Here is a 17893-nt window from a genome sequence, read left to right on the forward strand (position 1 = left end):
ACGATCGGCCCATGGCGGAGACAGACGGCGCCGGAGGCGTCCGCGAGGTGAAATCGGCGGCCCGCACGGTCGACCTGCTGGAACTGCTGGCCGCGCGCGGCGACCGCCCCGCACGCCTCCAGGAGCTGGCCGACGAGCTGGGGGTCCCGCGCAGCTCGATGTACGCGCTGCTGCAGACCCTGATCGGCCGCGGCTGGGTCCGCACCGACACCACGGGCTCCCTCTACGGCATCGGCATCCGCGCCCTGCTCACCGGCACCGGCTACCTGGACTCCGACCCACGCGTGCGTGCCGTACGGCCGTATCTCGACGAGGCGTCCGAGGCCCTCGGCGAGACCATCCACCTCGCCCGTCTCGACGGCACGGACGTCGCCTACCTGGCCACCCGCGAGTCCCACGAGTACCTGCGCACGATCAGCCGCGTCGGCCGCCGCCTGCCCGCCCACGCCGGCGCCCTCGGCAAGGCCCTCCTCGCCGAACGCCCCGACAGCCACCTACCCGAGGGCCCCTACGAGGCGCTCACCCCGAACACCCGCACCACCCGCGAGGCCCTCGCCGCCGACCTCGCCGCCGTCCGTGCCCGCGGCTACGCCGTCGACCGCGAGGAGGGCGTCACCGGCATCGTCGGCTTCGGCTTCGCCCTGCGCACCGACACCCCGGCCGAGGACGCCGTCAGCTGCTCGGTCCCGGTCGCCCGGCTGACCCCGGAGCACGAGCGCCGCATCGTGGAGGTGATGCGGGAGATCCGCGCGAAGATCGAGGCGGCCGTCCCGGGAGGGGCGGGAGCACCGGTCTGGCGCTGAACGGCCGGGCCCGCCCTCGGAAGGGTCCGGGGCGCGGCCCCACCGTTCCCGGTAAAAGCCCTACGGCACTGTCACCGCCGCGTCGTACCCTGGGAAGGGCAACAGGAGCCCCACGGCCAAGAGGAGGAACCGCGGCCTACAGAGCCGGCCCATGACTCAGACACGCACAGCTCACACCTCCGCGCAGGGCAAGGCGAGAGCGCAGTTCACCGTCCCCGCGGCGCACCCCATGGTGACCGTGCTGGGTTCCGGCGACTCCCTCCTGCGCGTGATCGAGAAGGCCTTCCCGGCGGTCGACATCCATGTCCGGGGCAATGAGATCAGCGCGGTCGGCGAGGCCCCCGAAGTCACTCTCGTCCAGCGCGTGTTCGACGAGATGATGCTGGTGCTCCGCACCGGACAGCCGATGACGGAGGACGCAGTGGAACGCTCGATCGCCATGCTGAGAGCGAGCGAGAACGGGAAGAGCGACGGCCAGGAGACCCCGGCCGAGGTGCTGACGCAGAACATCCTGTCCTCGCGCGGCCGCACGATCCGCCCCAAGACGCTCAACCAGAAGCGGTACGTCGACGCCATCGACAAGCACACCATCGTCTTCGGCATCGGCCCCGCCGGCACCGGCAAGACCTACCTGGCCATGGCCAAGGCCGTCCAGGCCCTGCAGTCCAAGCAGGTCAACCGGATCATCCTGACCCGCCCGGCGGTCGAGGCCGGCGAGCGCCTGGGCTTCCTCCCGGGCACCCTCTACGAGAAGATCGACCCCTATCTGCGTCCCCTGTACGACGCACTGCACGACATGCTCGACCCGGACTCGATCCCGCGGCTGATGGCCGCCGGGACCATCGAGGTCGCGCCGCTGGCGTACATGCGCGGCCGTACGCTCAACGACGCCTTCATCATCCTCGACGAGGCCCAGAACACCTCGCCCGAGCAGATGAAGATGTTCCTGACCCGCCTCGGCTTCGAATCGAAGATCGTCATCACCGGTGACGTGACCCAGGTCGACCTGCCGAACGGCACGAAGTCCGGTCTGCGCCAGGTCCAGGACATCCTGGAGGGGCTGGACGACGTGCACTTCTCCCGGCTGTCGTCGCAGGATGTCGTCCGGCACAAGCTCGTCGGCCGTATCGTCGACGCGTACGAGAAGTACGACAGCGAGCACGGCACCGAGAACGGCGGTCACCAGGGCGGCCGGGGCAGGCAGTCCGGGCCCAAGGGGAAGTAGACAGACACCGCACCATGTCGATCGACGTCAACAACGAGTCCGGAACCGAGGTCGACGAGCAGGCGATCCTCGACATCGCCCGCTACGCGCTGACACGGATGCGCATCCACCCCCTCTCCGAGCTGTCGGTGATCGTGGTGGACGCGGATGCCATGGAGCAGCTGCACATCCAGTGGATGGACCTCCCCGGTCCGACCGATGTGATGTCGTTCCCGATGGACGAGCTGCGGCCGCCGTCGAAGGACGACGACGAGCCGCCGCAGGGCCTGCTCGGCGACATCGTGCTCTGTCCCGAGGTCGCCGAGAAGCAGGGCAAGGACGCCGATACGCAGCACTCCATGGACGAGGAGCTCCAGCTCCTCACCGTCCACGGGGTGCTGCACCTGCTCGGCTACGACCACGAGGAGCCGGACGAGAAGGCCGAGATGTTCGGCCTCCAGGCCGCCATCGTGGACGGCTGGCGCGCGGAGAAGGGCTTCACCGGCCCCTCCCCGGCACCGACCGTGTCATGAGCGCGACTCTCATCGGGGGTGCCGTCGCCCTGGTCGTCGTCGCCTGGCTCGCCGCCTGCGCGGAGGCGGGCCTCGCGCGCGTCTCCAGCTTCCGCGCCGAGGAGGCCGTACGGTCCGGGCGGCGCGGCAGCGCGGGCCTCGCCCAGATCACGGCCGACCCGACCCGCTATCTGAACGTCGCGCTGCTGCTTCGCGTGGCCTGCGAGATGGCCGCCGCGGCGCTCGTCACGTACGCCTGCCTCCAGGAGTTCGACGCGACCTGGGAGGCGCTGGTCGTCGCGATCGGCGTGATGGTCCTCGTGAGTTACGTGGCCGTCGGCGTCTCCCCGCGCACCATCGGCCGCCAGCACCCCCTGAACACGGCCACGGCGGCGGCGTACGTGCTGCTGCCGCTAGCCCGGATCATGGGCCCGATCCCCAACCTGCTGATCCTCATCGGCAACGCGCTCACCCCCGGCAAGGGCTTCCGGCGCGGCCCGTTCGCCTCCGAGGCGGAGCTGCGCGCGCTCGTCGACCTGGCCGAGAAGGAGTCGCTGATCGAGGCGGAGGAGCGCCGCATGGTGCACTCGGTCTTCGAGCTGGGCGACACCCTGGTCCGCGAGGTGATGGTCCCGCGCACCGACCTGGTCGCCATCGAGCGCTACAAGACGATCCGTCAGGCACTCACCCTCGCCCTGCGCTCCGGTTTCTCCCGCATACCCGTCACCGGCGAGAACGAGGACGACATCGTCGGGATCGTGTACCTGAAGGACCTGGCCCGCAAGACGCACATCAGCCGGGACGCCGAGAGCGAACTGGTCTCCACGGCCATGCGCCCCGCCGTCTTCGTCCCCGACACCAAGAACGCCGGCGACCTGCTCCGCGAGATGCAGCAGGAACGCAACCACGTCGCCGTCGTCATCGACGAGTACGGCGGCACCGCCGGGATCGTCACCATCGAGGACATCCTGGAGGAGATCGTCGGCGAGATCACCGACGAGTACGACCGTGAGATCCCGCCCGTCGAGGACCTCGGCGAGGACCGCTACCGCGTCACCGCCCGCCTCGACATCACCGACCTCGGCGAGCTGTACGGTCTGGACGCCTACGACGACGAGGACGTGGAGACCGTGGGCGGCCTCCTCGCCAAGGCCCTGGGCCGCGTCCCCATCGCCGGGGCCTCCTCGGTCGTCGCGCTGCCGGACGAGCGCGAGCTGCGCCTCACGGCGGAGGCCGCGGCCGGCCGCCGGAACAAGATCGTCACGGTGCTGGTGGAGCCGATCGGCCCCGCCGGGCCGCCGGAGGGGGCGAAGTCCGAGTGACCCCCGAGGAGTTGAGGAGCGTCTGCCTCTCCTTCGACGAGGCCGTCGAGGACTTCCCCTTCCGCCCCGAGATCTCCGTCTTCAAGGTCCTCGGCAAGATGTTCGCCCTCAGCTGGATCGACCAGCGCCCCCTCAAGGTCAACCTCAAGTGCGACCCCGAGGACGCGATCCGGCAGCGCACCGCACACCCCGGCCTGATCGCCCCCGGCTATCACATGAACAAGCGCCACTGGAACACCGTGACCCTCGACGCGGGCCTGCCCGACGGTCTGGTCCGGGAGCTGATCGAGGACTCGTACGACCTGGTGGTGGCTGGGCTGCCCCGCGCGGACCGGCTCCGGCTCGACCGGGCGTGAACCGTATGCTCGGCTCATGACCGACAGCAGCGCGCTCGACCTCGACCCCGAGGACCGCAAGATCGTCACCCTGGCCCGTTCCGCGCGGGCCCGCAACGCGGTGCCCGAGGGGGCGGCCGTCCGGGACGAGACGGGCCGTACGTATGTCGCCGGGACCGTGGCCCTCGACTCCCTGCGGCTGAGCGCGCTGCGCACGGCCGTCGCCATGGCGGTCGCCTCCGGCGCCACGTCCCTGGAGGCGGCGGCCGTGGTGACCGCCGCCGACACCGTCTCCGACGAGGACCGGGCCGCCGTACGGGACCTCGGCGGCCCGCAGACCCCGGTCCTCCTGGCCGGCCCGGACGGATCCGTACGGACGACGCTCCGGGCGGGCTGAGAGCCACCGGGGGACTGGCGCCGGGGTGTGGGCGCCCGCCGCGCTGCCGTCACGGCGGCCGGTCGGTGCGCTCGCCCGGGCCCGTCGGCGGGACGAGCAGGACGAGGCGCCACCCGTGACGCGAGCGGGCCCGAACGGCTGCCGCCGCGTGGCGCCGGGCCCGAGCGGCCGGCCGACGGCGGGCGCCGCGCGTGGACCAGCCCTGGAGTCCGCAGTCCCGGCGGGGCCGTCACGAGGCGCCCGGTCCTGGCCGGTGGGTGGGGCCGGGGCGCTCACCGCGGAGTGTTACGGCCGGTAACGGCCCTTCGAGCCGCTCGAAAACCGTGCGCGGGCGAGTGGACCTCCCCGCCGGGCCACCGGCGAAAGGGCGGGGAACAGGACAGACCGGCGCGCCGGCACCGGGCCCCGGACGCGCGGGCGGTGCCGTCGGCGAACGGGTTCGGCCACTTTCCCCCGCCCCGGCACCGGCGGGGGAGCGCCCCTTGCAATATTGAGCCGCCCGCGTCTCAATGGAGCCGTTCTCCTGACGGACCGTCATATTCCGCTGTGCGGCCGCGCAGTGCACCGCCCCCACATGGCAACGCCCGTACCGGGACGTACGGGGGCTCCCCCATGCCCTCGTGCACCTCCCGTACCAGGGAAGGGACTTCGCTCGATGAGACGCATACGACTCGGAGCCGGCTCGGCGCTCCTCGCGGGGACGCTGGCCGTCGGCGGCCTCGCGCTCGCCCCCACCGCCGCGGCCGTCACTCCTGACGTCGCGACGATCAACGCCACCTGCACGATCGGCGGTTCCGGGGTGGCCACGCTCACGGCCACCCAGGACGGCACCTCCGCCACCGTCACCGTCACCTCCGAGGGCATCACCGCTCCGATCGCCCTCGCCGAGGACTCCATCCAGTCCACGCTCACCCTGGTGAACGCGAGCGGCGGCACCGTCGCCTTCACCGGCACCGAGAACCCGGCCCTGGCCGCCGGGGACGGCGTGCAGGTCGGGCCCCTCACCGGCACCGTCGCCCCCGGGGACTCGCTGGACGCCTTCGGCGGCTCGCTGCAGATGGTGATCTTCGGGTTCCCCGTGACGTGCACCGCGGGCGCGGCCCAGTCGCCGGGACCGTTCGTCTTCGACTGAGCCGTCCGCACGCCCCGAGCGACGGGTGAGGGGTGGTGCCGCCCGCCGGCGGCACCACCCCTCGATCCGTTCCGTGCGCTCAGAGCGCGTCGGGACCCCGCTCGCCCGTCCGCACCCGTACGACCGTCTCCACCGGCAGCGCCCACACCTTGCCGTCGCCGATCTTCCCGGTGTGGGCGGCCTTCACGATCGCGTCGATCACGGCGTCCGAGTCGGCGTCCTCGACGACGATCTCGATCCGGACCTTGGGCACGAGGTCCACCTGGTACTCGGCGCCCCGGTACACCTCGGTGTGGCCGCGCTGCCGGCCGTAGCCGCTGGCCTCGCTGACGGTCAGACCGTGGACGCCCATCTCCTGCAGGGCGGTCTTGACCGCGTCGAGGCGGTACGGCTTGACGATCGCGGTGATGAGTCTCATGCCTATGCCTTCTGCGTGGAGGACGTGGAGGACGTGGAGGACGTGGACGACGGCGAGGCGACGGACGCGCCGACGGGGGCGCCGTGGCCCAGGACGCCGTGATCGTATGCCGTCTCGGCGTGCACCGTAAGGTCGAGACCGGTGTGCTCGTGCTCCTCCTCAGCGCGGAAGCCCAGCACCTTGTCGATCACCCTCCCGATGCCGCACGTGACGGCGAACGCGTACGCCCCGACGGCGGCCACGGCGACCAGCTGCCTGCCGAGCTGGCCGAACCCGCCGCCGTACAGCAGCCCCTCGGCCCCGCCCGTCATCGACCGGGCGGCGAAGACACCGATCAGGACCGTGCCGATGACGCCGCCGACGAGGTGGACACCGACGACGTCGAGCGAGTCGTCGTAGTTCAGCCGGAACTTCCAGCCCACCGCGTAGGAGCAGACCACACCGGCGGCCAGGCCGATGACCAGCGCGCCCAGCAGCGAGACCGAGCCGCAGGACGGGGTGATGGCGACCAGGCCCGCGACCGCGCCGGAGGCCGCGCCCAGCGTCGTCGGGTGGCCGTCGCGCTTCTGCTCGACGAAGAGCCAGCCGAGCAGACCGGTGCAGCCGGCGGCGAGGGTGTTGAGGAACGCGGCGGCGGCCAGGCCGTTGGCGCCGAGCGCGGAGCCGGCGTTGAAGCCGAACCAGCCGAACCAGAGCAGGCCCGCGCCCAGCATGACCATGGGCAGGTTGTGCGGACGCATCGCGTCCTTCTTGAAGCCGAGCCGCGGCCCGAGGACCAGGCAGAGGGCGAGTCCCGAGGCGCCGGAGGTGACCTCGACCGGCAGGCCGCCCGCGAAGTCGAGGGCACCGAGACCGTCGAGGATCCAGCCGCCCGGCCCCCACACCCAGTGGGCGACCGGAACGTATACGAGCAGCGTCCACACCGGCACGAAGACCAGCCAGGCCCCGAACTTCGCCCGGTCCGCGATCGCGCCGCTGATCAGCGCGGCCGTGATGACCGCGAAGGTGAGCTGGAAGGTGGCGAAGAGGAGGGTCGGGACCGTGCCGTGGACGTCGGCGGGGCCGAGGTCGGCCATGCCGAGATGGTCGAGGCCGCCGACCAGTCCGCCGAAGGCGTCGTCCCCGAAGGCGAGCGAGTATCCGGCGGCCAGCCAGACCACGGTGACCAGCGCGATCGACACGAAGCTCATCATCAGCATGTTGAGGACGCTCTTCGTCCGCACCATGCCGCCGTAGAACAGGGCCAGGCCCGGGGTCATCAGCAGGACGAGGGCGGTGGCGGCGAGCAGCCAGGCGGTGTCGCCGGTGTCGACGGACGGCGCGGCGATGGCCGGCGCGGCGAGCGGCGCGGCGAGGGGCGCGGCGAGGGTCACGGTCGGCAGGACCTTTCTCGGGCGGGCGGGGGCTCGTCAGAGGGTGATCGGCGTGCGTTTCCGGACGCGCACAAGTGTGTTTCGGTGACGTTTCGTTGCGTGGGGGTTTCGGAAAGCTCACCGTCGGTGCCGGGTGCGGCGGGGCTCCGTGGATCAGGGAGAATGGGCGCCATGAGCGTCCGTACCCAGTCATCCGAGCAGCCGGCCGAGGCCGCCCACCGCGCCGGCTTCGCCTGCTTCGTGGGCCGCCCCAACGCGGGCAAGTCCACCCTCACGAACGCTCTGGTCGGCCAGAAGGTGGCGATCACGGCCGATCAGCCGCAGACCACGCGGCACACCGTACGGGGCATCGTGCACCGGCCGGACGCCCAGCTGATCCTGGTCGACACCCCCGGCCTCCACAAGCCGCGCACGCTGCTCGGCCAGCGTCTGAACGACGTGGTCCGCACGACGTGGGCCGAGGTCGACGTGATCGGCTTCTGTCTGCCCGCGAACGAGAAGCTCGGCCCCGGCGACCGCTTCATCGCGAAGGAACTGGCGTCCATCAAGAAGACGCCGAAGATCGCGATCGTCACGAAGACCGACCTCGTGGAGAGCAAGCAGCTCGCCGAGCAGCTGATCGCCATCGACCAGCTCGGCAAGGAGCTGGGCTTCGAGTGGGCCGAGATCGTGCCCGTCTCGGCGGTCGCCGACAAGCAGGTGGACCTGCTGGCCGACCTGCTGGTCCCGCTGCTGCCGGAGGGGCCCGCGCTCTACCCCGAGGGCGACCTCACCGACGAGCCCGAGCAGGTCATGATCGCCGAGCTGATCCGCGAGGCGGCCCTGGAGGGCGTCCGCGACGAGCTGCCCCACTCCATCGCCGTGGTCGTCGAGGAGATGCTGCCCCGCGAGGACCGCCCGGCCGACCGGCCCCTGCTGGACATCCACGCCTTCGTCTACATCGAGCGTCCCAGCCAGAAGGGCATCATCATCGGCCCCAAGGGCAAGCGCCTGAAGGAGGTCGGCATCAAGTCCCGCAAGCAGATCGAGGCGCTGCTCGGCACTCCGGTGTTCCTGGACCTCCATGTGAAGGTGGCCAAGGACTGGCAGCGGGACCCGCGCCAGCTGCGCAAGCTGGGCTTCTGACGGAGCGGGGACACGCAGGGGCGCCGTGGCGAAACCGGCGCCCCTGTTCTTCCCTGTACTGGTCAAATTTGACTAGAGTGGAGGGATGGGTGAGAAGACGATTCCGATCCTTCCCTGCCGGACCCTCCAGCCCGTGCTGGACTTCTACGAGGCCCTCGGCTTCGAGGTGACCTTGCGACAGCGCAGTCCCAACCCGTACGCGGTGGTGGAACGAGGTGAGGTGGAGCTGCAGTTCTTCGGGCTGAAGTCGTTCGATCCCGCGAGCTCGTTCAGCACGTGCTACGTGGTCACGGACGACGTCGACGGCCTGTACACGGCCTTCAGGGCCGGGCTCAAGGAGACGTACGGGCGGATCCCGACCCGGGGGCTGCCCCGGCTCGGGCCGCTGAAGGACATGTCGTACGGCATGCGGCAGTTCCTGATGACCGACCCGGGCGGCAACTGCATACGCGTCGGGCAGCCGACGAGCACGGACCAGAGCTACCGGCCCGCCCCGAAGGAGACCTTCGCGCGGGCCCTGCACCACGCGTCCCTGCTGGCGGACTCCAAGGACGACCCGGCGGCCGCGGCACGGGTGATCGACCGGGTGCTGGCGCTCGACGACCGGCCGGCCCCACCCCAGCTGCTGCGGCTGCTCGTGCTGCGGGGCGACATCGCCGTCCGGCTCGGCGACGAGGAGACGGCCGCCGCCGTGCTCGAACGGGCCGGGGCGGTCCCGCTCACCGACGGGCAGCGGGACACCGTCCACGACGCGCTGGCGCGGCTGGAGGACCTGCGGGGGCGGGGCCCGGTGTGAAAAAAGCCGCCGCCCCGGTTCTCCGGGGCGGCGGCGGGTGTCTCACACGGGTCGGGCGGAGGTGAGGGCTAGCGCGTCCACCAGGCCGCCGAGGTGCTGCGCAGGGTGTTCGTACCGCAGTGGATCTCGCCCATGCCCAGGTGGTACGTCTCCCAGTCGTCGAGGTACGACACCTTCATGCCGGCGGCGGTGTACGCGGCCGTCACCGCCTCGGTGAAGATGTCCTTGCCGCCGATGACCGGGCCCCACTGGCGCGGGGCGAGGTAGTGGGTGCGGCTGAGGACGATGCCGTTGACGGCGCCGGGGACGTAGGCGCTGGTCATCACGGAGGGCGCGGGGGCCGCCGGGGAGGCCGCCGCCGAGCTGTCGGGCGTCAGGGCGCCCTGGTCCGCCGCCCGGTCGTCGAGCCGGCGCTGCTGGCCGTAGTCCCGTGCGGCTTCGGGCAGTTCGGCTCCGGCGCCGAGGCGGGTCAGCCGGGGCAGACGCAGCTTCTCGTCGCCGCCCGACTGCGACTCGCCGACCATCTCCCGGCCCCGGGTGTAGAGCGCCGGGACGCGGACGACCTCGGCGTCCGTGACGCCCGTCTCGCGCTGGAGCACCGCGAGGTTCTCCTCGATGCGGCGCGTGGCGAGGTTGTTGTCGGAGACCAGGTGCTTGGAGCCGAGCGCCTCGGAGATGCTCTCCCAGGGGACGCCCGGCAGCGAGAACATCGACGTGGAGCCGTGGCCCGCCGCCTTCGCGTCACGCAGCAGCTTCAGGCCCGCGGCGGGGTCGGCGATCGCGATCTTCCAGCCGCGCGGGGTGTCGGCGGGCAGGAACTGCACGAACTCGTCGACGTGGCCGACGTGCAGCCAGGACGTGTCGAGGAACAGCGGGTCCTGCAGCCCCTGCGACTTCAGGAACGTCCGCATCACCTTCGCCGGCTTGGAGCCGGTGTCCGGGCGCTGGCCCATGATGATCCGGCCCGCCGGGTAGGAGCGGTCGCCCTGCGCGTAGGGCGGAATGGTCTCCAGGTTGCCCATGGAGTTGAGCGTCCACTCCTCCGAGTCCTTGCGGCCCGTCACCTGCACGGCACCGATGTTCGGACCGCGCATCTTCTCGAACAGCTCCCGGCCGGCCTCCCGGTCCAGCTGGGCGGAGCGGAGCATCACCCGCATGGCCTGCCGCTTGCCGTCCGCGCCGGTCATGCTGACGTACGCCGGCTCGACGAAGTCCTGGGCCCAGATGTCGCCGTACTTGGTGAAGTTCACGGTCGGCTTGGTGATGCCGGCGCTCTTGGCGGCCTTGTCCAGACCCTCGCGGAACACGCGGTTGAGTTTCGCGTAGCCGCCGTGGTCGCTGCCGGAGATCTTGGTGACCAGCATCTGCTGGGCGTTCTGCAGGTGGTGGTGGGTCAGCAGCGGGGCCACGCGCAGGGTCACGGAGTCGGCGGTGGTGCCCTTGGAGGACGTCACGGTCAGCCGGACCCGGGCCGTGCCGTCCCACTTCGCGGTGTCCCGGATCACGTCACGGGCCTCGACGCCGAACTCGACGCCGGCCTTCAGCTCGGCCCGCGACAGCCGGGTCTTCGCCGTGACCGGCTCCCACTTGGTGCCCCGCTTGACGAACACCCGGGTCTGCGCGGCGCCCGCCGTGACCTTCACGGTGCCCTGCGCCCCGGCGGGGACGCCCGCCATCGGCACGGACCGCACACGGGCCAGGTCGGCGGCGTCGGCGGTGCCGTTCACCTTGGTGTCGGAGGCGTCGTTGCAGGCGGCCAGCTTGGCGTCCGAGAGGGGCTTGCCCTTCGGGCCGGTCACCGGGCAGCGCTTGGTGTCGTCGTCGATGTTGGGCAGCATCAGCGCGCCCCGGGCGACGGTCCAGCCGTTCTCGCCGGCGGTGTCGGTGGTGCCGGTGACGTCGACGTTCCCGTCCCGGTTCGTGTCCACGCGCAGATCGGTCGGGGGCGCCCCGGCCGCGAACGCCGAGGGCGCCGCCAGCGAGGGCGTCGCGAGCAGCGTGCCGGACACCGCCAGCACGGCTATCGCCTGCCGTGCGGAGCGGGTTCGGAGTGGTCTGGTTGAACGCGTAGGCACAGAGCGTCCCTTCGGCGGCGAGCGTGGTCAGCACGGAAGACGTACGGAGGGACCGATCCGTTGTCTGTGAACGGCCTGTGCGTCACGTGATCTGGCGCACTCGCCCGTGTGACGCACCGCACTCCGCCCGTGAACCGCCGTACCCCGCCCGCCGATCCACCGCGCCGCCCCCGCCCGCGGGGTCTACTCCACCGAGCGGATCCGCCCCACGAACACCGCCCCCGCCAGCCCGATCACCGCCGCCACCACGTACAGCACCCGGTAGCCGCCCAGATACGTCACGATCGGCGCGGCCAGCACCGGGGCGGCCACCTGCGGAAGGGAGTTGGCCACGTTGATGACGCCCAGGTCCTTGCCCCGGTCGAGGGCCTTCGGCAGCACGTCGGTCATCAGGGCGAAGTCGACCGAGGTGAACACCCCGAAGCCCAGTCCGAGCAGGGCCGAGGCGACGAGCGCGCCCGGCCAGGTCGGCCACAGGGCGATGAGCCCGGTCGCGCCCGCCATCAGCATCCCCGACCAGTACACGAACGGCTTGCGCCGCCCCACCCGGTCCGACCACACCCCGGAGACCACCACGGTCGCCAGCAGCGTCGAGGCGTTCACCACCGTGAGGATGAGCACGCCCTCCTCCGGGTCGGGGTACCCGACGCGGTCCCGCAGATAGAACAGCAGGTAGAGCAGGCCGAGGCTGTTGCTCAGGTTGATCAGGAAGCGCGTCAGCCACGCCCAGGCGAAGTCCGGGTACCGCCGTGGGCTCAGCCAGAAGCCCGTCAGGAACCCGCGCCACGACCACACCGGGCGCGCCGCCACGGGCAGCCGCTGGTCCCGGTGGCCCAGGACGTACGGCAGCACGCCCGCCAGGGTGAACACCGCGCACGCCGCGTACCCCGCGCCGACGCCCCCGCCGAGCGTCGCCAGCCCCGTGCCGCCGACCACGCCCACGATCTGCGCCGCCCCCAGCCAGCCGCCCACCGCGCCGCGTTGCAGCCGGGGCACCCGGTCCGGGACCGCCGCCGTGACCGCCGCCCAGGACGCGTTCAGCGTCAGCTGCACCAGACACCAGCCGACCGCCATCGTCCACAGCCCGCCCGCGCCCGCGAGCAGCAGCAGCGACACCGCCCCGCCCGCCGACCCGGCCACGATCCAGGGCGTACGGCGGCCCCAGCGGGACGTCGTCCGGTCCGACAGCGCCCCGAACAGCGGGGTGGCCAGCAGCGAGACGACCGCCCCGGCGCCGGTCACCCACGCCAGCATCGTCTCCTTCGACATGCCGGCGCCGGGCGCGAAGTCCTCCGCCTGGGAGGCCAGCAGGATCTGCAGCGGGCCGTACCAGCCCACCCAGATCGCCCCGTTGGCCAGCGCCAGGGCGGAGGTCCAGCCCCCGCCGACCCGCTCGACGGGCTCGGCGAGGGCCTCCGTCGGTCGTGTGGTCGTCATGCTCTGCTCTGGGCCCGCAGCAGGTCCCGGTACCAGGCGTACGACGCCTTCGGGGTCCGCTCCTGCGTCGCGAAGTCCACGTGGACCAGACCGAACCGGCGCGCGTACCCCTCGGCCCACTCGAAGTTGTCGAGCAGGGACCACACGAAGTAGCCGCGGACGTCGACGCCCGCCGCGACCGCCTCGTGCAGGGCCCGCACATGGCCGTCCAGGTAGGCGATGCGCTCCTGGTCGTCGAGTCCCTCGTAGGAGCAGCCGTTCTCGGTGATGACGATCGGGGGCAGCCGGTCGCCGTAGCGCTCACGGAACGTGGTGAGGAGTTCGGTGAGGCCCGCGGGGACCACCGGCCAGCCGAAGTCGGTCGTCGGGGCGCCCTCGATCTCCTTGACCGTGAACGGGAGTTCGGCCGGAATCGTGATGCCGCCGAACTCGATGTCCTCGCCCTCGGGCGCCCCGACCCGGGTCGGGGCGTAGTAGTTGACGCCGTACCAGTCCAGGGGCTCGGAGATGATCTTCAGATCGGAGCCGATGTCCGTCCCCGGCATCAGCTCGCCGATCCCCTCCGGGTATTCACCGAGGATGATCGGCTCCGCGAAGAGGCGGTTGAGGAGCAGGTCGTAGAAGCCGGCCGCCTCGACGTCGGCCTGTGCCTCCGACGCCGCCCAGGTCGGCCCGTGCGAGTTGGCGATGCCGATGTCGGTGACCCCGGCCGCGCGCAGGGCCCGGACGGCCAGGCCGTGGCCCAGCAGCTGGTGGTGGGCGGCCGGGAGCGCGTCGAACATCAGCTGCTTGCCCGGCGCGTGGGTGCCGAGGGCGTGGCCCAGCAGGGTGTGCTCGGCGGGCTCGTTGATGGTGATCCACTTGGTGGCGCGGTCGCCGAGCCGGGCGGCCACGACGGCGGCGTACTCGGCGAACCGCTCGGCGGTGTCCCGGTTCAGCCAGCCGCCCGCCTCCTCCAGCGACGACGGCAGGTCCCAGTGGAAGAGGGTCGGCACGGGGCGTACGCCCGCGCCCACCAGCTCGTCCACCAGGCGGTCGTAGAAGTCGAGCCCGCCGGGCGAGTTCACCCGGGTCCAGGAGACCGAGAAGCGGTACGCGCCCACGCCCAGGTCGCGCAGGAGGGCCACGTCCTCGGGGTAGCGGTGGAAGTGGTCGCAGGCCACCTCCGCCGTCGAGCCGTCCTTGACGTGCCCCGCCCCGGCCGTGAAGGCGTCCCACACGGACGACTCGCGCTCGGCCGCGGCCCCCTCGATCTGGTGCGCGGAGGTCGAGACGCCCCACAGGAAGCCTGCCGGGAACTGGGGTATCGGGTTCGTCGGAATCGTCGCCATGGGCGGATCATCCGTACCACGGGTAACGGAAGTCAACGCCCTGGGGTGAAGTGCCCGTTACGCACCCCCGGCGCCCCGGCGGGGCCGCTCACGCCCCCTCCTTGAGCACCCTCCTGATCAGCTCCCGCTGCCCCTCGGTCAGCCCGGGATCCGCGCAGTGCACCGTCCTCCCGTCCACCGTGATCTCGTAGCGGAAGCCGTCCGGCACCCCGAACGGCGGCGAGTCCCGGCCGGCGGCGAGCGCGCACTCGGCCAGGGCCCTCCACTCCTCGGCATCGGGCCGTCCGGCGGTGTCCACCACCGCGTGCCGCTCGATGCCCGCGAAACCGCCCGTGCGCCGCACTTCGATACGCATGGGTCATGTCTAGTACGGATCGGGGCCCGGCCGCAGCACCGCGTGGCCGGACCCGGCCCTCACAGCGTCCGCACGCCCACCTGCTCCCAGCCCTTCAGCACCGCCGTCAGCTCGTCGCCCTGCCCGAAGCGGTCCTTCGCCGCCTTCACCGTGAGCGTGGCGAAGTCGACGAAGAGGGCCTGCTTGCTCAGCTCGCCCCCGGTGAGGACGTCGTACCAGATCTGCCCGGCGCGCTCCCAGGCGTGACCGCCGAGCGCGGTGGCCACCAGGTAGAACGCGTGGTTGGGGATACCGGAGTTGATGTGGACGCCGCCGTTGTCGCGGCCCGTGCGGACGTAGCCGTCCATGGTCGCCGGCTGCGGGTCCTTGCCGAGGACGTCGTCGTCGTACGCCGTGCCCGGGGCCTTCATCGAACGCAGGGCCGTGCCGGTGACCCGCGGGGCGAGCAGGCCGGCGCCGATCAGCCAGTCCGCCTCGGCGGCGGTCTGGCCGAGCGTGTACTGCTTGATGAGCGCGCCGAAGACGTCCGACATGGACTCGTTGAGCGCGCCCGGCTGCCCGAAGTACGTGAGGTTCGCCGTGTACTGGGTGACGCCGTGGCTCAGTTCGTGGCCGATGACGTCGATCGGGATGGTGAAGTCGAGGAAGATCTCGCCGTCGCCGTCGCCGAACACCATCTGCTCGCCGTTCCAGAAGGCGTTGTTGTAGTCGCGGTCGTAGTGCACGGTCGCGTCCAGCGGCAGGCCGTTGCCGTCGATCGAGTCGCGCGCGAAGGACTGCCAGAACAGCTCGTACGTGGCACCCAGGCCCGCGTACGCGCGGTTGACCGTGGCGTCCCTGCCGGGCTCCTCGCCCTCGCCGCGCACCTTCCTGCCGGGCAGGTCCGTGCCGTGGCGGGCGTCGTGGATCGTGCGGTGCGGCCGGCCCGCCTCGGCCCCCAGGGGCGCGGCGATGCCGGGGGCGCCGATGACCGTGGTCAGCCGGCGGTGGGTGCGCTCGAAGGCGTCGCGCTCCAGGGTCTTGCGCGCGGCGCCGGCGAGCACGGGGTCCTCGGCGCGGGAGAGCTTGTCGAGGACGTGGGGTGGTACGACGGTGCAGAAGACGGGCTCGTGGCCCCCGTTGGTCGTCATGTTCCGCACGATTGCACTCCGTTAGGGGCGTGTCACTAGGGGCCACCATGATTGGTGAAATGTCGCCGTATGGGTTGTGGATCGTCACCGCCGTGTTACGGAGGGTTGGGGTCGGGCCTTCCGTGGGTGGGGTTCTCGCGCAGTTCCCCGCGCCCCTGACGGGCGCACTGCCGTGCTCCATGTGGGCTTGCGCACCTTTTGCCCCCTATTCGGTGCCGGTCCCGCATACTGATACGACCCCGCGCGGCAGGGACGGCTCGGCTAGGCTGCTCCGCATCATGCGTTTCGGGCTGCTTCTCCTTAGCTGCCGCGGCGAGGGCCTGTAGTCGAGGCCGACCCCCTCCCCGCGGTGCTTTGGCGTTGCGTCGTCGGCCGTCCTTTCCGGACCATCGAGGAGCCCACGCATCATGGCGAACCGCCAGCAGCCCACGTCCATGCCGATCCACAAGTACGGGCAGTACGACCAGGTCGACATCCCGGACCGCACGTGGCCGAACAACCGGATCACCGTCGCCCCCCGCTGGCTCTCCACCGACCTGCGCGACGGCAACCAGTCCCTGATCGACCCGATGTCGCCCGAGCGCAAGCGCCGGATGTTCGACCAGCTGGTCAAGATGGGCTACAAGGAGATCGAGGTCGGCTTCCCCGCCTCCGGCCAGACGGACTTCGACTTCGTACGGTCGATCATCGAGGAGCCGGGCGTCATCCCGGACGACGTCACCATCTCCGTCCTGACCCAGGCCCGTGAGGACCTGATCGAGCGGACCGTGGAGTCGCTGAAGGGCGCCAAGCGGGCGACCGTCCACCTGTACAACGCGACCGCCCCCGTCTTCCGCCGGGTCGTCTTCCGGGGTTCCAAGGACGACATCAAGCAGATCGCGGTGGACGGCACGCGGCTGGTGATGGAGTACGCCGAGAAACTGCTGGGCCCCGAGACCGAGTTCGGCTACCAGTACAGCCCCGAGATCTTCACCGACACCGAGCTGGACTTCGCGCTGGAGGTCTGCGAGGCGGTCATGGACGTCTGGCAGCCCGGTCCGGGCCGCGAGATCATCCTCAACCTGCCCGCCACGGTGGAGCGTTCGACCCCGTCCACGCACGCGGACCGCTTCGAGTGGATGGGGCGCAACATCTCCCGCCGCGAGCACGTCTGCATCTCCATCCACCCGCACAACGACCGCGGTACGGCCGTCGCGGCGGCCGAACTGGCGCTGATGGCCGGCGCCGACCGCGTCGAGGGCTGTCTGTTCGGCCAGGGCGAGCGCACCGGCAACGTCGACCTGGTCACCCTGGGCATGAACCTGTTCTCGCAGGGCGTCGACCCGCAGATCGACTTCTCCGACATCGACGAGATCCGTCGCACGTGGGAGTACTGCAACCAGATGGAGGTCCACCCGCGCCACCCGTACGTGGGCGACCTGGTCTACACGTCCTTCTCCGGCTCCCACCAGGACGCCATCAAGAAGGGCTTCGACGCCATGGAGGCGTCCGCGAAGGAGCAGGGGAAGACGGTCGACGACATCGAGTGGGCCGTGCCGTACCTGCCGATCGACCCCAAGGACGTCGGCCGCTCCTACGAGGCCGTCATCCGGGTCAACTCGCAGTCCGGCAAGGGCGGTATCGCCTACGTCCTGAAGAACGACCACAAGCTGGACCTGCCGCGCCGGATGCAGATCGAGTTCTCGAAGCTGATCCAGGCCAAGACCGACGCCGAGGGCGGCGAGGTCACCGGCTCCGACATCTGGGCCGTCTTCCAGGACGAGTACCTGCCGAACCCCGACAACCCGTGGGGCCGGGTCCAGGTCCGCAACAACCAGTCGACCACCGACAAGGACGGCGTGGACACGCTGACCGTGGAGGCCGAGGTCGACGGCGCGCCGACCACCCTGGTCGGCACCGGCAACGGCCCGATCTCCGCGTTCTTCGACGCGCTGCAGGGCGTCGGCATCGACGCACGGCTGCTGGACTACCAGGAGCACACGATGAGCGAGGGCGCCTCCGCGCAGGCCGCCTCGTACATCGAGGTCGCCATCGAGGACAAGGTTCTGTGGGGCATCGGTATCGACGCGAACACGACGCGTGCGTCGCTGAAGGCGGTCGTCTCCGCCGTCAACCGAGCGGCTCGCTGACCAGCCCGACCGGCGGTTT

17 protein-coding genes are annotated in these 17893 nt (G+C 71.3%); 10 read left to right on the forward strand and 7 right to left on the reverse strand.

Annotated elements, in window-relative coordinates:
• Positions 1-11: 11 nt before the first annotated feature.
• The 7 genes from SCAB_RS29480 to SCAB_RS29510 all read left to right on the forward strand — a co-directional run bounded on the left by SCAB_RS29480 (position 12) and on the right by SCAB_RS29510 (position 5705).
• The gene (locus SCAB_RS29480; protein ID WP_013003751.1) at positions 12-803 is read left to right on the forward strand and encodes an IclR family transcriptional regulator; all 792 of its coding nucleotides are present in this window, start codon (positions 12-14) and stop codon (positions 801-803) included.
• A 151-nt stretch (positions 804-954) separates the two neighbouring features.
• A complete protein-coding gene (locus tag SCAB_RS29485; protein ID WP_013003752.1) occupies positions 955-2028 on the forward strand; it encodes a PhoH family protein in 1074 nt (357 codons plus the stop codon).
• A 14-nt stretch (positions 2029-2042) separates the two neighbouring features.
• A complete protein-coding gene (gene ybeY / locus SCAB_RS29490; RefSeq protein WP_013003753.1) occupies positions 2043-2540 on the forward strand; it encodes an rRNA maturation RNase YbeY in 498 nt (165 codons plus the stop codon).
• Positions 2537-3841 carry a hemolysin family protein gene (locus SCAB_RS29495; protein WP_013003754.1) on the forward strand — a complete coding sequence of 435 codons (1305 nt, stop codon included), beginning with the start codon at positions 2537-2539 and terminating at the stop codon, positions 3839-3841. The genes ybeY and SCAB_RS29495 overlap by 4 nt, the downstream gene beginning before the upstream one ends.
• The gene (locus SCAB_RS29500) at positions 3838-4197 is read left to right on the forward strand and encodes an MmcQ/YjbR family DNA-binding protein (protein WP_013003755.1); all 360 of its coding nucleotides are present in this window, start codon (positions 3838-3840) and stop codon (positions 4195-4197) included. Before SCAB_RS29495 ends, SCAB_RS29500 begins: the two co-directional genes overlap by 4 nt.
• A 16-nt stretch (positions 4198-4213) precedes the next feature.
• On the forward strand, positions 4214-4573 hold the full coding sequence (locus SCAB_RS29505) for a hypothetical protein (protein WP_013003756.1): 360 nt from the start codon (positions 4214-4216) through the stop codon (positions 4571-4573).
• A 655-nt stretch (positions 4574-5228) separates the two neighbouring features.
• Positions 5229-5705, forward strand: coding sequence for a hypothetical protein (locus SCAB_RS29510; RefSeq protein WP_013003757.1), 477 nt, complete (start codon positions 5229-5231; stop codon positions 5703-5705).
• 79 nt (positions 5706-5784) lie between these two features.
• On the opposite strand, the gene SCAB_RS29515 is transcribed toward SCAB_RS29510, so the two are convergent.
• Positions 5785-6123 (reverse strand): P-II family nitrogen regulator, encoded by a 339-nt coding sequence (locus tag SCAB_RS29515; RefSeq protein ID WP_013003758.1) that lies wholly within the window; start codon positions 6121-6123, stop codon positions 5785-5787.
• 2 nt (positions 6124-6125) lie between these two features.
• A complete protein-coding gene (locus SCAB_RS29520) occupies positions 6126-7505 on the reverse strand; it encodes an ammonium transporter (protein ID WP_041669797.1) in 1380 nt (459 codons plus the stop codon).
• Positions 7506-7658: 153 nt separating this feature from the next.
• Here SCAB_RS29520 and era point away from each other — a divergent pair, with 153 nt between their 5' ends.
• Together era and SCAB_RS29530 are read left to right on the forward strand one after the other, a co-directional pair.
• Positions 7659-8621, forward strand: a complete 963-nt coding sequence (gene era / locus SCAB_RS29525) for a GTPase Era (protein WP_013003760.1) — start codon at positions 7659-7661, stop codon at positions 8619-8621.
• A gap of 85 nt (positions 8622-8706) precedes the next feature.
• Positions 8707-9417: a hypothetical protein gene (locus SCAB_RS29530; RefSeq protein WP_013003761.1), complete on the forward strand. Its 711-nt coding sequence runs from the start codon at positions 8707-8709 to the stop codon at positions 9415-9417.
• Between the two features lie 68 nt (positions 9418-9485).
• Here SCAB_RS29530 and SCAB_RS29535 read toward each other — a convergent pair whose 3' ends face one another.
• The 5 genes from SCAB_RS29535 to SCAB_RS29555 all read right to left on the reverse strand — a co-directional run bounded on the left by SCAB_RS29535 (position 9486) and on the right by SCAB_RS29555 (position 15745).
• Entirely contained in the window at positions 9486-11435 is a 1950-nt protein-coding gene (locus tag SCAB_RS29535) for a protein-arginine deiminase domain-containing protein (RefSeq protein WP_013003762.1), read from the reverse strand.
• Between the two features lie 240 nt (positions 11436-11675).
• Positions 11676-12929: an MFS transporter gene (locus tag SCAB_RS29540; protein ID WP_013003763.1), complete on the reverse strand. Its 1254-nt coding sequence runs from the start codon at positions 12927-12929 to the stop codon at positions 11676-11678.
• Entirely contained in the window at positions 12926-14260 is a 1335-nt protein-coding gene (locus tag SCAB_RS29545; protein ID WP_013003764.1) for a GH1 family beta-glucosidase, read from the reverse strand. The genes SCAB_RS29540 and SCAB_RS29545 overlap by 4 nt, the downstream gene beginning before the upstream one ends.
• A gap of 88 nt (positions 14261-14348) precedes the next feature.
• Positions 14349-14615 (reverse strand): protealysin inhibitor emfourin, encoded by a 267-nt coding sequence (locus SCAB_RS29550; RefSeq protein WP_013003765.1) that lies wholly within the window; start codon positions 14613-14615, stop codon positions 14349-14351.
• 59 nt (positions 14616-14674) lie between these two features.
• Complete coding sequence (locus SCAB_RS29555; protein ID WP_013003766.1) at positions 14675-15745, reverse strand: M4 family metallopeptidase; 1071 nt, start codon at positions 15743-15745, stop codon at positions 14675-14677.
• Between the two features lie 407 nt (positions 15746-16152).
• Between SCAB_RS29555 and leuA the strand changes: the two genes are divergently transcribed.
• Entirely contained in the window at positions 16153-17874 is a 1722-nt protein-coding gene (gene leuA / locus SCAB_RS29565) for a 2-isopropylmalate synthase (RefSeq protein ID WP_013003767.1), read from the forward strand.
• Positions 17875-17893 lie beyond the last annotated feature (19 nt).

The sequence above is a fragment of the Streptomyces scabiei 87.22 genome (assembly GCF_000091305.1).
GTDB classification, from domain to species: Bacteria; Actinomycetota; Actinomycetes; order Streptomycetales; family Streptomycetaceae; genus Streptomyces; species Streptomyces scabiei.